The 14,923-nt window shown below is 46.9% G+C and carries 10 protein-coding genes; 1 reads left to right on the top strand and 9 read right to left on the bottom strand.

Features of this window, described 5'->3' with window-relative positions; genetic code table 11:
- Positions 1 to 20 precede the first annotated feature (20 nt).
- Positions 21 to 674 carry a suppressor of fused domain protein gene (locus CLV42_RS16215; protein WP_106602971.1) on the bottom strand — a complete coding sequence of 218 codons (654 nt, stop codon included), beginning with the start codon at positions 672 to 674 and terminating at the stop codon, positions 21 to 23.
- Positions 675 to 692: 18 nt separating this feature from the next.
- Complete coding sequence (lysA, locus tag CLV42_RS16210) at positions 693 to 2,000, bottom strand: diaminopimelate decarboxylase (RefSeq protein WP_106602970.1); 1,308 nt, start codon at positions 1,998 to 2,000, stop codon at positions 693 to 695.
- 112 nt (positions 2,001 to 2,112) lie between these two features.
- Between lysA and CLV42_RS16205 the strand changes: the two genes are divergently transcribed.
- Entirely contained in the window at positions 2,113 to 2,415 is a 303-nt protein-coding gene (locus CLV42_RS16205; protein ID WP_106602969.1) for an ArsR/SmtB family transcription factor, read from the top strand.
- Positions 2,416 to 2,580: 165 nt separating this feature from the next.
- Here the strand turns inward: CLV42_RS16205 and CLV42_RS16200 are convergent, their stop codons facing one another.
- The 7 genes from CLV42_RS16200 to CLV42_RS16170 all read right to left on the bottom strand — a co-directional run bounded on the left by CLV42_RS16200 (position 2,581) and on the right by CLV42_RS16170 (position 14,922).
- Entirely contained in the window at positions 2,581 to 3,441 is an 861-nt protein-coding gene (locus CLV42_RS16200; RefSeq protein WP_146154397.1) for a hypothetical protein, read from the bottom strand.
- Between the two features lie 473 nt (positions 3,442 to 3,914).
- Positions 3,915 to 6,146 (bottom strand): GH92 family glycosyl hydrolase, encoded by a 2,232-nt coding sequence (locus CLV42_RS16195; protein ID WP_106602967.1) that lies wholly within the window; start codon positions 6,144 to 6,146, stop codon positions 3,915 to 3,917.
- A 91-nt stretch (positions 6,147 to 6,237) separates the two neighbouring features.
- The gene (locus CLV42_RS16190; RefSeq protein WP_146154396.1) at positions 6,238 to 6,825 is read right to left on the bottom strand and encodes a collagen-like triple helix repeat-containing protein; all 588 of its coding nucleotides are present in this window, start codon (positions 6,823 to 6,825) and stop codon (positions 6,238 to 6,240) included.
- Positions 6,826 to 6,907: 82 nt separating this feature from the next.
- Positions 6,908 to 7,948 carry a PorP/SprF family type IX secretion system membrane protein gene (locus CLV42_RS16185; RefSeq protein WP_106602965.1) on the bottom strand — a complete coding sequence of 347 codons (1,041 nt, stop codon included), beginning with the start codon at positions 7,946 to 7,948 and terminating at the stop codon, positions 6,908 to 6,910.
- A 4-nt stretch (positions 7,949 to 7,952) separates the two neighbouring features.
- A complete protein-coding gene (locus CLV42_RS16180) occupies positions 7,953 to 9,719 on the bottom strand; it encodes an OmpA family protein (RefSeq protein ID WP_106602964.1) in 1,767 nt (588 codons plus the stop codon).
- An 18-nt stretch (positions 9,720 to 9,737) separates the two neighbouring features.
- Positions 9,738 to 10,745, bottom strand: coding sequence for a PorP/SprF family type IX secretion system membrane protein (locus tag CLV42_RS16175; RefSeq protein ID WP_106602963.1), 1,008 nt, complete (start codon positions 10,743 to 10,745; stop codon positions 9,738 to 9,740).
- A 46-nt stretch (positions 10,746 to 10,791) separates the two neighbouring features.
- Entirely contained in the window at positions 10,792 to 14,922 is a 4,131-nt protein-coding gene (locus tag CLV42_RS16170; protein ID WP_106602962.1) for a gliding motility-associated C-terminal domain-containing protein, read from the bottom strand.
- Between the last annotated feature and the right edge of the window lies 1 nt (position 14,923).

Raw genomic sequence — 14,923 nt, 5'->3', positions numbered from 1 at the left:
TTTCTTTATAACCCGGTTAGTTAATCTACCCTGTCAAGGTCTGTGACCAGCAAAGGATTATTCAACCGCAATTCATTTATCAGCTTCTCTACTTCACCTGTCTGTGGTTTAGCCAGTAAACGCTCCACTTCCTTGGTGGTCAGTCCCACCATCTGCAGAAAGGTAACTTCTCCGTGAGGTGTCTGAATAGTACCCAGTTCAGGATCAGGAACGAATGCCAGTCCGACGATGTCAGTAGCAGTATCCAGTCTGATAGGCCCATTTGCAGGAACAAAATGATAGGGCTCAAACCAACGTTTGCTTTCGAATACATAACGCGCCAGGTTATTCATCACCTGGATAGCCCATGTAGGATCGCCATTATCTTCTGCAAAAGGTTTTACCCTGAAAGTAAATTCAAATCCCCATTTACTGAATTCACCACCTGCCTGCTCTTCATTATAGTACAACTGTGACATACCATAGCTGACCATGTGCAGGTGTGCGACCTGTTTTTCACTGTCGTAAATACTGGTACCGTCAATAGGATCTTCACCTCCTATTGCAAAGTGTAAGGGTGGAGCATAATGTCTTGGCTCCTGTGTTCCATAGATGCTCTCCAGTTGTTTATCAATTGCCAGCCATCCTACTGCATCGTCTTCGTTGAATAACTTTTTGTACTCTTCCTTAGTCATAGGTTAGTTGATTAACATTTACAGTTCGTGCTTGATCATTGTCCTTACCAGGTCTTCCTGCGTTTCGCGTTCCCTGATAATATATATCTTGTCTTTGTCGATCATGATCTCTGCCGGCCTTACATGCAGATTATAATTGCTGGCCATCACCATACCATAGGCACCTACTGTAAATACTGCTATATAATCTCCCTGCCTCAAAGCCGGTAATGGCCTTTCTTTGGCAAGATAGTCGGACGATTCACAGATAGGTCCCACCACATCATACGTGATCAGTCCTTCCTGTTGCACAGGATAGTTACGATTCGCCAATACATGCTCTGGCTGTGGCTTTACCGGCCAGATGAAATGGAAAGCATTGTACATCGCCGGACGGATCAACTCAGTCATACCACCATCCAGTATCACAATATGCTTATCGCCTGATTGCTTTACATACAATACCTTGGTGACCATAATCCCGGTATTCGCAGAGATAGAACGTCCCGGCTCCAGAATGATCTTAAAGCCCTCATTTTTAACGTAAGGTTCCAGTAGCTCAGTGATCGGACCGGCGAAACTCTCCCAGGAGAAATTGTCGTTATCCATATAATTCGCCGGAAATCCACCACCTATGTTCAATACATCCAACCGGATGTTCTTACGCTTTAAATGCTCTACCAGCTCCACCATTTTCTGAATAGCGGCTACGTAGAATGTATATGAAGAAATAGGCGAGCCGATATGAGAATGCAGGCCCCTGATCTTCACATAAGGATGATCAGCATTCTCTTCGATCAGCGCCTCCACATGGGCATAATCAATGCCAAATTTCGCCCCTTTATGCCCCGTACGGGTCTTTTCATTCGTCTTCTCGTCCAGTACATCGGGCAGGATGCGGATCAGCACATTCACCTCTCTTTTCAGTTCTCCGGCCAGCTCCTGGACCCTTGCCAGTTCCTGCTCCGATTCGATATTTATAAACCCTACTTCGCTGACAATAGCGTCTGTGATCTCCTCGTCAGACTTACCCACGCCGGCAAACACAACCTTTGAAAGATCTGCATTACTCTGCTTCACCACAAACAGCTCTCCCCCGCTCACAATGTCCATTCCGGCACCCAGGGCCGCCAGTTCATTCAGGAGATGCACATTGTTGCTCGATTTCACAGAAAAGCAGATCATAGGCTGCAGCTTCTCGAAAATGCTGTAGATCTTCTTATAATGCTGTCTTAACGTATTCGCGGAATACAGGTAAAAAGGCGTAGGGAGACCCTTTTCCGGCAGACTGTTCACCGGGATATCCTCGCAATAAAGCACTCCATTCTTGTATTGAAACAGATCCATATAAATTATTCTAAAAAACAGTAAGATAAAAGAATTTATTGTTATGAAAACATTATATAACCATTATAAAACCCTATGCCATTAAATCGGGGAATTCCGATACCTTTGCAGTATGGATCAAGTAGAAGTTTTTAAGGCCTTATCCAATAAGAAAAGGCTGGAAATCTTAGCCTGGTTGAAGGAACCGGAAAAGCATTTCCCCAGGCAGGAATGCGGGGAATTTGCCAAAACAGGCGTGTGTGTGGGCCATATTCAGCAGAAATCCGGGCTCACGCAATCCACAGTATCTGAATATCTGTCCCTGCTGCAGCGGGCGGACCTGCTGATAGCTACTCGTCTGGGCCAATGGACACACTACAAAAGGAATGAGGAAGCTATCAAAAAGCTGGGCCTCCATATCCAGGATGAACTGTAGTGTAAGCATGACCTGCTATACTTTCTACCATAAATCCGGATGAAGATAAAAAATTCCCGGGGGAATATCTGGTATTCCAATAATCAGCAATGCCTTGTAACGGAACACTAAAACGCCCCTGCAATGAATGCAGAGGCGCTTTAAATTTAAGGTAGCTGAGTGCTTTTATTTTTCGGTAACATTGTTATAGAACACGTAAGGGCTTTGAGAGGCTACAATGAAGCCTCCAATAAGTGCCTTCCTTTCTATATCGGTCAACTCGGACCGGTCAACTATACTGATGTAATGATTGATGACATTCTCCATATCTGCACCTGTTCCGTACGCCTCCAGAAAGGAATACAATATCTGCCGCATGTCATCTGTGATCAAACCCGTTTCGTAGGCCCTACTTGTTAAAAATGCGTAGTCAAATCCGCTGGCAACATAGTCTCTGCCAAGCTCCGAAGCCATCTGAACTTTCCGCTGATAAATCTCACTATTAACAATAGGCAAATACTCACGGTCAACTCCCAGTGTGCCAGTGTAATAACTGTTGTTTAGGTCCTGGCCACCGAAAAATATATTATACATGGCATTATTATGCTTAATGCCTACGTCGCTGAGAGGATGAAATTCCAGGGGAATATCCAGGTTTAAATCGCCGTATTTCTCTTCATTAGGAGCAACAGCGGTATACACAGCTTTAGCAGCAGCATAGGAAGCACCACCTCCCGCGATAGCGCCACCGGCAGCCATCGTAACAATGGCGCCTGTACCACCGGTAGCAATACCGAGTGCTGCAGCTGCCTCACTAACACCAACTATACCTGCAGCAGCGCCTGTGATATCTGCACCGGCCACCGCAGCCACTTTACCAAGGCAGCTCCAGAAACCACTACATTCGGGCCTTACAGCATGCGCCGCATTGAAGGCCTTCAGGTCTGCATACAATTCAGCTTTGGTCAGCCTTTGGGGAGAAGATTTCGTGTCAGCAGTATTTTTATTGCAACTGGTTAAGATCATGCCAGTTAATAGGCAAGCCATAATGATCTTTTTAAACATACGATTGAGATTTTTTAAGTTGATAATTGTGAGTAGAACATAGTCCAGACAGTAGCATATTACATATTGCTCCCATTACGGAAATGAGTAACAATAGGCATTAAGCCTGTAGACTTGGGTAACGGTAATTAAGGATTCGGGCTGTTGTTACATGATTGTTTCCGGGCTATTAAACTATAGGTCATGAGGGTTACCGGCCGGGTTTCCACCAACTATAACGCAGCAGTGAAAATGTTATTATAAATCGGCTATCTTTTTTAAAATAAATTTTTAGTGAGGCCAGATCGTGAATAACGTTTATGCAAGGATGATGAAACTAAATAATTGTAAATCTGACATTAGTGATATCTGCACAGCAATACATCCAGCCCAAAAAAATACAGCCGCAATCATTCAATAATAATGATCACGGCTGTATGCAGATATTATCTGCCGGATAAATCAGATCGCTCTTATTATTCCGGTTTATATTCCAGCGAAGAAGGCGGCGCAGCCTGCTCCCCATTGCCCCACTGTTTATTAGGCGCTTCTCCCATCACCAGTTTCAGTACCCCACCTTTCAGCAGCGCCTGATGTGTAAACCAGGGTGTATTCAAAGGCTGACCATTCAAAGAGGCTTGCTGGATGTATTTGTTCTTAGCCGAACTACCCGGTGCTGATACGGTAAATACCTTCCCATTCGACAGTTTGATAGTCACTTCTTCAAATACAGGACTACCGATATTATACACAGGAATACCAGGTGTTACCGGACAGAAGCCCATCATGGAGAATACCACAAAAGCTGTCATACCCCCACCGTCTTCATCACCCGGAATACCGAACAGGTTGTCTGTGTACCAAGTGTCCAACAGCATACGGATGCGTTTCTGTGTCTTCCAGGGAGCACCCATATAGTTGTACAGGTAAGGGATGTGGAAGCTCGGCTCATTCCCCATCACAAACTGTCCTACCAGGCCGGTAGCATCCGGGAAGGTATACCACAACTGGTATTTACTGCGCCCCAGGCCCTCACGGAACAGCTGGTCCAGCTTTTCTTCTGCCTTCGCACGGCCACCCATCAGGTCAAACAGGCCATGCAGGTCATGTTTTACATCCCAGTTATAAGTGTAAGCATTGTTTTCTGTGAAGTAATCACGTCCACCCTGACCACCGGAGAATTTAGGATCAAACGGCTCTATCCAGTTACCATCCGCATCTTTCGGCCACATAAATCCGTGATCTGCACGATACACATTTTTATAGTTGGCAGCCCGTTTCAGGAACAGGGCAACATCTTCAGGTTTGCCTGCTGCTTTCGCCAGCTGCGCAATACACCAGTCGTCATAACTGTTTTCCAGTGTTACCGCCACTGCCTGACGACGTTCAAAACCATGTACTTCCTTTACAGTTTCCTTCTCATTCGGTTTCAGCGCCGGCATATAACCGTGCTCATTGTAAAAGGAATCCAGCGAAGTAGCCGGACCATTCTTCCAGGGTAGCAACGTAGCTTCCAAAGAGTTCTTTTTCAGTCCCTCGTAAGCCTTTTTAATATCAAAGTCCCTGACACCTTTGAACCAGGCATCCGCCATCCAGGCGGCAGCGTGATTGCCCGTCATACAGGGATTATCACCCCACAGAATAGAAAAAGAAGGCATCCAGCCACTCTGCTCATACATGGTCACATAAGAACGGATCTTATCTGCCTCCATAGCCGGGTTCAATAGGGTCTGTAATGGCTCCAGGGCAATGTAGGTATCCCACAGCCAGTTATCCACATAAAAAGGCTTATCTGATGTATGTACCTGGTGGTCGTATGCGCTGTAGTACTTGCCATATTCATTGATGTTCACCATACGCTCATATGCGCGATACAGCGAAGTATAGAATACTCTTTTCTGTGCAGGAGTACCGCCTTTCACATTGATTTGCCCCAGCACTTTATCCCATGCCTGGAACGCCTTGTTGGTAACAGCAGCAATACCCCATTCGGGGATCTCTTTCTGGAGATTCGCTTTCGCCTGCTCCATACTTACGAAGGATATGCCGTAACGCACATCCACCCGCTGCGCTTTATTCCCTGTTGCCACAAACAGGTGTTTATTATCGCCACGATAGCTTGTACCTGTAATATCTGTATTCAGCTCCGCATAAAAGTAAGCACTCATACCACTGAAGTTTTCTTTCCCGGTGATGACACGCTTTCCGCTGGCAGACAACTCACCCTCCTCATTAAGGATGCTGAACCGTAACTGATGAGGCGTATTATCAGCAAAACGGATACTGAAATAACCGCTGCGGGCAGTAGGTGAGAACTGCACATTGTCAGTATCATCCAGGTAAACACTGTATTTATATGGCGAAGTTTCCTCTCTGTCAGATACCCGGGATTGGCGCCAGTTATTATCATTGATCTCTCCGGAGACAGGCAGGAACCCGAACAGGCTCTCCTGACGGTGAGAAGCGATCGTCAGGGGGAAATAGCTGATCTTATCATCCAGCTGATCTTTACGCCCGGGAAATACTCTTACCATACTGTTAGGCAGGTACATCGCCGGACGGGTAGGTTCCAGTATAAGCCCTACACTGCCGATAGTGGGATCTACATACGATACATTGCTGATCTTCAATGGCTGTTGAGCCACGACCGCAGTGACCGATCCTAATAGTAAAATAGTTGTACTTATCAAGTGCCTGTAACTTTTCATAACTTCTTTTTGAATGATCAGAACAGGCAAAGTACAAATGAAAAAAGAGACTCCAAAGCCGGAGTCTCTTTTTTCTAAGCTTTTTAAATGATTAGTCTTTCAGATGCAGGTAAGCCTTTACCTGTTTGTAGTCATTCCAGTCAATACCGGCAGCTTTACGCGCTTCGGTACCACCAGGAATCAACACATATCTGTACTGCTGGTATTTAACGCCATTTTCAGTAACTGTATTAAAGGGTCCATTCGCGATCAGGGTGATCAGCTGCAATCCATAAGACGCGTTAATACTGGCGCCGCTGAACGGGTTTGTGTAAGGCAATGGAGCAACGTCCTTTTCAGCTTCGGAATAGGTATTGATGAACACCTTAATATCTCCGGTAGACAGAATCTCGTCTGTCAGTTTCGGCGCATCAATCTGTGCACCAAAAAAGATAGTATCCAGCTTACCATTACCATCTGTATCGGTATCTTCTGTAACAGCCTGGTATGTTACGTCCAGCCAGTCAGAATAAATAACACCGGAAGTAGCATTTTCCCCATCCGCCCCCTTAGGGCCTGCAGGACCCGCAGGACCAGTTGCACCGGTATCTCCTTTAGGACCGGCAGCACCATCTTTTCCACATGCACCAAATAAGCAGATTCCACATAACAACAGGGCATACAAAGACATTTTTCTCATGTTTCGATTTAGGTTTTAATTTTAAGTGTTAAAGTGATTAGTCGTTTTTTTTAATAAAAGCGTTTCCGTTAAGTCCCAAATCCTACCAGACATTCCGCGGACATAGGTCAGCAAAGCGGTTTCCGATCATGATTCCTATCACAATCTCATGAGAACCATGGCTGGCGATATTCAATCCCGAAGTAGTATAATCATAGGCATATCCCACATTGAAAGTGGCATTCACATTAATACCCAGCATGGCGGCGATACCGTCTTTATGGCGATAGGAAGCACCTACCCATGCACGATCACGGTATTGCAGTTTAGCATTCACATCAAGGCTCAGGGGTAATGCAGTCACATATTTGATCATTACAGAAGGCAGCAGGCTCAGGTCCTCATTTACCCACAACCGGTAACCAGCGGTACCAAACAGATGCGGTACCAGCTTCCCACGATACACACTGTCACCCATCACCTTTCCGTTATCAAAACCTATTGCTGCTGGTACTATATTCTGTGCAGAGATACCGGCAAAGTATTGTGAAGAATACAGGTACATACCAATACTCACATCCGGACGCCATTTTCCTAACACCGTACTGCCTGCGATAGCAGGATCAGATGGGTTCTGAAATTCCAGTTTCGATGCGTCCAGGGAGATGCGCTGCGCACCTAGCGAAATACCTAAACTCAGACTGGTTCCAGGCGCTATGCCAATGTGATGGGCATAAGTACCACTTATCGAAAACCTGTTCAGCGGCCCCGTACGATCATTCAGGATAGTCAATCCTGCACCGGCATGCGACGCTGGCGCTGAATAAGACTCCCAGTATGCCTTTCCCCGCGGATTCGATCCCTCCGGATTAAAGCCCGTAGCAGAAGCCTGCGGATAATCCGTCGTACTTAATGGACCGTGCACTGTCAGGTAGGTCGTAACCGGACTGCCATTCAGCCCCGCCCACTGATGCCGGTGACTGGCCTTCACATCCCAGTAGTTCTCAATACCCGCTACTGCCGGATTGATGATGAACGTATTCAGCACATACTGTGTATAGTGCGGTTGCTGCTGCGCCAATACCTGTACCGGCAACAGGGCCAGTACAAGTATGATGACAGCTATCATGCCCTTCAACTGCATTATGTTACTGTTTTAAGATCTTCAGTTCTATACGCCTGTTCAGCCTTCTTCCTTCAGGATTATCTGATCCGTCAGCTAAAGTATTGGGCGCTACGGGCCTTGTTGCACCATAACCTTTGTATTGCAGGCGTTTCTTGTTGATGCCTTTGCTCACCAGGTAAGCCACACAGTTCAATGCACGCTTCTCTGATAGCCTTTGGTTAAATGCGGCGCTACCGGTATTGTCAGTATGTGCACTGATCTCTATTTCCATCTGCGGATGACCGTTCAGCAATTCCACCAGTTTATCTAATGCAGGATGTGAAGCTGGCGTCACCTCAAACTCATTCAGCTCATAGTAGATCTCCTGCATAGTGATGGCGGTATTCACAGGTGCGCTCAGGATAGTGTCTGCCAAAGTCGGAGCAGGCTTCGTTACAATTACTACCGGTTCCTCCTTCACAGGAGGCGGTGGCGGCGCCAGATGCAGGCTGAAAAGCTCAAGACAGCATTCTGCAGAGCGATCAGAAGAAAACCAGGCATCTTCCAGGATATACTCAGACTTACTACGGCTGAAGAAATACATATCATCCTTCACATCATTCACCGGGTAACCGAAGTTCACAGGTGCATCCCATTTACCCAGGCTGCCCTTTGCATAATAGAGATCGAATCCGCCCATCCCTGTTCTCCCGTCACTGGCAAACACCAGTGTACCGGACGCAGGGTGAAAGAATGGGGCTTCTTCATTGGCGGAAGTATTAATGGTTGGTCCAAGATTTTGTACAGCCAGCGGTTTCCCACTGGCATCCAGCTCTGCGGAATAAAGATCATATCCTCCTGAACCGCCTGCTCTGTCACTCGCAAACAGAAGATGATGACCATCCGCCATGACGAAAGGCTGCTGCGTATTGGTGCCTGTAGCATTCACTACATCACTCAGTTTTACAGGTTCACTCCATTTATCACCTTCTTTACGGCTGGTATAGATAGCTGCGGATTTTTTGCCATCTGCCACAGTCCACTGTGTCAGGTAAAGCGTGTTACCATCTGCAGACACACTGATCGCACCCTGATGCGTTTTAGATGGCTGTGTTATGTTTGCTTTACTGATAGCAGCAGCCACCGTGTCTTTCGCCATGTAAATGCGGTTCACATAATTTGATTCTTTCGTTGAAGTAAAGAGCAACTGATCACCTGCCCATACAGGGGCATAGGTAGCGCCACCGGCATTCAGCACAGATGGCGCTTTCCTGATATGATAATCGGACAGTTCTTTTTTCTGTAACTGCTCGCGGATATAGGACAGATTACGCAACTCCTGCTCCGCCGTTACACTGTAAGTATCTTTCTGATTGTATTGTGACAGGAAAGTTTTGAATGCAGACGCGGCTGCATCATATTGTGCGATGGCACGTAAACTCTCTCCGTAATAATAAGCTGCCAATGGAAAGCGGGTACTATCAGCCGCCACCACCTTACCAAACAAAGGTGCTGCTTTCACAGGATCATGCAACCGGCGGTAACTGTCTGCCAGCTGATAGGCAGCCTGTATCTCATCAGCCGCAGGCGCTATCTTTGCAGAACCACCAGGTGCAGCATAAGGGCTGTATGCACTTGTTGTATTTCCTTTCGTATTTACGGCCAGGAATTTCTCATAATACAGGGATGCTGAATAATAATCTGCCTGCTTATAATAACTGTCCGCGGCCCTCAGGTAACTTGCTTTATGTTGCGCCCATGCCAGCTGCATAACGGCCAGGCCTATAACTGTCAGAAATAATTTCTTCATGATGCAATAATTTTTTCTTTATAACCTTGGACAAACGAAATCACCTGCCGGTGTCTTCACTGATTTCCTGCCGATGAATGATAAGGATAACTCAAAACTGTTGGAGCCCCTGGTGATCTTACCCAGGTCAGACGAGTTCACATCATAACTCAGTCCCAGCATGAAACTCTTATAACTTACACCGGTATATACAGAGAAAGCATCCTTAAAACGGTAGTTCGCACCCAGCATCACATCCGTCTCAGGAGCAGCAGCATACTGTCCATAAGCGCCAAACATTTTCTCCTGTGCAGATCCCTGTTTCATATACAATACATTCGGCGTAAGACTGAACAGCTCAGAGATCATCACCCTTACCCCCGCATGAGCTGTAGCACGCATCGGTATACGGGCATCTCCTGTAGCGCTGAACTGATCACTGGGTCTGTTCAGGTGCATCACAGAAAAGCCGCCATACACATTATATTTCTTACCTGGCTGTGCATCATAATACAGCACGCCTGCCCCTGCATCGAATGTAGCAGCCGATGTTTTGTTGAACATATCATTTGTTGCCTGCCCCGGATTATACCCGGTAATAGGATTCCATTGATCTCCGAAATGCAGTCTGGAAGGATCGAACCTGCGCTGTATCATCCCCACCTGGATACCAAACATCAACCTGTGCTGCTCAAATGCACCAAAACGCACACCACTGTAGGAAGCACTTCCATAAGCAGTCGTATAGTTATAACCACCATCACCCGCTTTCTGGTTCAGCACACTGGCGCCGAAGCTGATATTGCTGTTCGTATTCACCTCTCCTGCTATACCATAAGTCTTAAAGGGACTGCTTACACTACCCCATTGCGAACGGTAGATACCGGATACGCGGTAATTACCGTCAAACACACCTGTCAATGCAGGATTCAACCATGCAGGATACACATAGTAGCCAGAGAAGTGCGGGTCTGACTGCGCCTGCAGCTCTTTACCGGTAAGGCTCACCAGGGTCAGCATCAGCAATGCTTTGGTAAAAGTTCTCATGATGTCAGCATTTTTTATTGATCAATGTTTTTTTGAAATTTGTTTGCTATTGCACTAACACAACATAACCAGTAATCGGGGCAAATCCATTCTTCAGTTGTATAACATAATAGTAAGTTGCCAATGGTAAAGGATGCCCGTTCATGGTGCCATCCCAGGGAGTGTTATAGCCCGTAGACTGATACACACGCTGCCCATAACGGTTGAAGATCTCTATTGTACAACCGGGATAATCTGCAAGATTACTCAGCACCCAGGTATCATTGATACCATCTCCGTTTGGAGAAAAGGCATTAGGCACTTTTACAGGTTTGAATACTTTTACCGTCAGCTCATCACTCGCGGTACAACCTCCCAGACCGGTCGCAGTCAGGGTATAAGTTGCATCGTCCGTCACCGTTAGTTGTGGTCTTAATACATCCGGATTGGCAAGGTTTTCTACGGGCGTCCACCTGAAGCTCAGCCCTGTTTCATCATTCACTACAGGCTTGAACTGCACCACCGTACCTTGCGTCACTACAAATGATGGCCCTGCGTCAACTACCGGCTGTAAGTAGATCTTCACAGGAGAAGAGAATGGCTCAGATACACAACCTGCATTGCTTGTCACCACCAGTTGCACCGTATAATCACCTGGATCTTTAAATCTTTTCACCGGATCAGCAACATCGTCAGTACTGCCATCCCCGAAATCCCATGCCCACGAACTGATAGTACCATTGGCAACCGTACTCTCATCTGCAAAGAAATTGTCAGTTCCCTGGCAAAGCGTATCCGGAGAAGCAGTAAAAGCAGCTACCGGGCTATTGAAAAATGCGCTGAAAGATTTAGTTGTATCGTGCGTACAACCATAGGCAGATACTACAGACAATGTAATATTGTATGTACCCGCTGCGGCGTAATGATATGCAACATTGGTTGCAGTAGAAGTACCGGCACCGTCGCCGAAATTCCATTGATAGCTTAATACAGATTGATCGCCTACAGCAGATGCATTGGTAAATGCGGCAGTTCCTTCAGGCATGCACACCGCGACAGGCGTGCGGAAATCAGCCACAGGCAAGGGATGTACCACTATATTTTTCATCACTGTATCACTGGTACAACCATTACCACTCACTACTGCCAGCTTTAATGCATAAGTGCCCTTACTTGTGTATAACCTGTCAAATGTGCCGCCGGTAGTTTGTACATCTGTAGACCCATCCCCAAAACTCCAGTTCCAGGTGGTGATTGTACCACTGTCAATAGTGGATTGATCTGTGATAGTTACCGCAGCGCCCAGGCATACATCCGGGCTGACGGTGAAGTCAGCATCCGGTGCAGGTAATACTGTTACAGTTGCCGTAATAGAATCCATACAACCACTGGTAGCAGTAAATACATACTTCACAGTATGGCCCCCTGCCCCTGCGGCAGATGGATTGAAATTACCGGTATCATCAACATACGGGCCCCGGTAGATACCGGCCCCGGTCACGCCATTCGTAACCCCGGCAAGCGCAATGGAGACAGTCCCCTTTACGCTTTCGCATACAGCTGGTATGCTGGCATATGTCAGAACAGGCTTCACATTGAACGTGGCCGTTACGACAGTATCCTTCACACAACCGTTTACGGTCGTCACACTGTGCCGGATTTTATAGGAACCATAGTAGGTATAGGAATGTACAGGATCAGCTAAGGTCGATGTATCTGGATTGGCAGACGTAGCATTGGCATCGCCAAAATCCCAGGCGTACGATGCCAGCGCCTGTCCGTCAGGCGCACTGGAAGTACTGGTGAAGGGTATCTGCTCTCCCTGCGATATACAATTCTGCGGGTAGGTAAAGGAAGCCACCGGTGCCGCATAGACAGTCACAGTCTTCTTCAGGGTATCACTCATACATAGCTGGCTTACCTTTACCACCTGCCTTACAATGTAGGTTTGGTAGTCTTTATAAACAGTTGTTGCTGCAGCATTGCCTGTATTGGTCTTTATATCGCCATTACCAAAGTCCCAGTACCATTCTTTTACCGGAGCCGGCCCTCCATAAGTGGCATTGTCCGTAAAGGTCACGGTACTGCCAGCGCAGACCGCCGCAGGTGTTGCGGCAAAATCTGCAACAGGCTTGTTATATACTGTCAGGTTAAAGCTTGTATCTGCCACACAGCCATCCTCTGTAGCAACGGAATATTTCACGGTCTGTGTGCCAGCATTCAGTCGCTGCCCGGGCTTTTGTAACGTTGAGATAATATTGCCCGGGAATTCCCATTTCCATTGCGCCAGCTTATACCCGTTGCTACTGTCCTTCCCCGCGAAGTAGGCTGTATCCAGCACGCAGCCGGTAGGAAAACTATAGGTAGCCACCGCATCAGGCCTACCCTTTACCATCACACTGAAATTGATCTCTTCGGTATTATTACAGTTATCAATATGCGGAGCAGTAGAAAGTATTGTTATATCAAAATAGCCGGCATTCGTAAACTGATAGGACTGAGGTAATGTATATTGATAGTATACCACTCCATTCACCAGCAATTGCTTCGCAGGCGCAGGTGTATTCTGCACCACATCTGTAGCAGGCGTAATACCCGTACCCTGTTTGCTGAGTTGCCATTCCAGCTTCGCAGGCTGATAGGTAAGCAATACTGACAGATCCAACGGCGTATTCACACAGGTAAATGCATGCACATCCTTTGTTGTATCTGCTTCATTATGTATCTGCCCAATGGCATTCAGGTTATTGATAAATGTGCCGGCATTATAACCATAGCTCTCAAAATCACCCAGGCCATAGGTTATAGCATTGAATGCCGAATCACTCTGTACCGTACACTGTGCTGCAGCCGCCGGCCAACGTTTTACGACAACAGTATATCCCGCTAGATTGGGATGTGGATAAGTAACATCAAATGTCTGGCTGCCATCCACAGTGAGAGACTTCATTCCATTATCAGGGATCACCAGCAGTAATCCATTTATTTCAATTTTCTCTACATTATTCCTGTAAAAAGCTACCTTCTTCGTTGCCTGTTCAATAGGACTTAAATAGATCATCTCCGGGTCTCCGATACCGGTGGTATTCGGGCAACCACCCTGTGAAGCCATGAACTGCGCCAGTAACACCGGTTTGTCTGCTTCTATATAATCAGCAGTATTACTCTGGAACTCGTAACACATATGAGACGTTAGCCCGGTCAGCTGTACGCCATTACGCTTTACAACAGTAGAAGGATCTTTAACAACTACTTTATAGATATTCGTCTGAAAACTGGTCGCTACCCTTCCGGAGATGGGCATGGTCAGGTAACGCTTCCCCCAGGCCTGGTAAGGGAATACCTGCTGCATATTATTATCTCCACTGGTACCGGCGGTGATGCCGGTACAATTAATACTGGTACGGCTGCTACCAGAAAATACGGCAATGGGGAAACATTTTCCGGATGCACTGGCGATTGAACGAACAGTAGTACCTGTCAGCTCCTTTCCTTTACCGCTGCCCAGCGGAGCGCCGATCAGCTGGTAAATATCGCCTTTGTTGAGTGTCACCGTAAACGGAACGTTTGCAGCACGTCCGTTACGGCTCGACTCAGAGGGGTTAATCTCAACCATCGTATTATCTTCCTTCGCAATTACATACATCCAGGAAAAGCAATCATTTGCAAAGCTCTGCTGGCTGTTTAATGAGATATAAGAGTATCCCCAGGTAGATACCGGCATCAGCATGGTAGCTCCTGATGATACACTTCCAAAAATATGTGCATAGGCTACGATCGGCACATTACTTACAATGTGGATCCCTTTGTTACTGAACAGCCCTTCTCCCCCTGTACCGCCATAAGAAGGCGGCACGGAAAAAAGGCGGGCGTCAATGGGTCCCGACTTCGGAATAGTTTCCGTGACTATCACCGTATTGGCAGGGATGTTATACGTTCTCGTCCACGCGGTTCCATCAATACTCACTGTCACTGTAGCGGCATCCTCTGCACTCAGGTATACCACCATGTCCTGGCTGTTGGTAAAACCGGGCTCCATGAACTCGTGGTGTCCATATCCTACCCAGAATTCCTTACCCCTGTTAGAGAGCCCCTGTCCCATCGCACTGATGCCGCACAGTGTGAAGATGCAGGCAACAGCGCCTTTACGGACTGCTGCCTGCATATGATTGAAAATATTGGTTACGAATGTCGTCATG

The sequence above is a fragment of the Chitinophaga ginsengisoli genome (genome assembly GCF_003014595.1).
Lineage (GTDB): Bacteria > Bacteroidota > Bacteroidia > Chitinophagales > Chitinophagaceae > Chitinophaga > Chitinophaga ginsengisoli.
The sequence above is the reverse complement of the archived record's forward strand: the minus strand, read 5'-3'. Positions and strand labels throughout refer to the sequence as shown.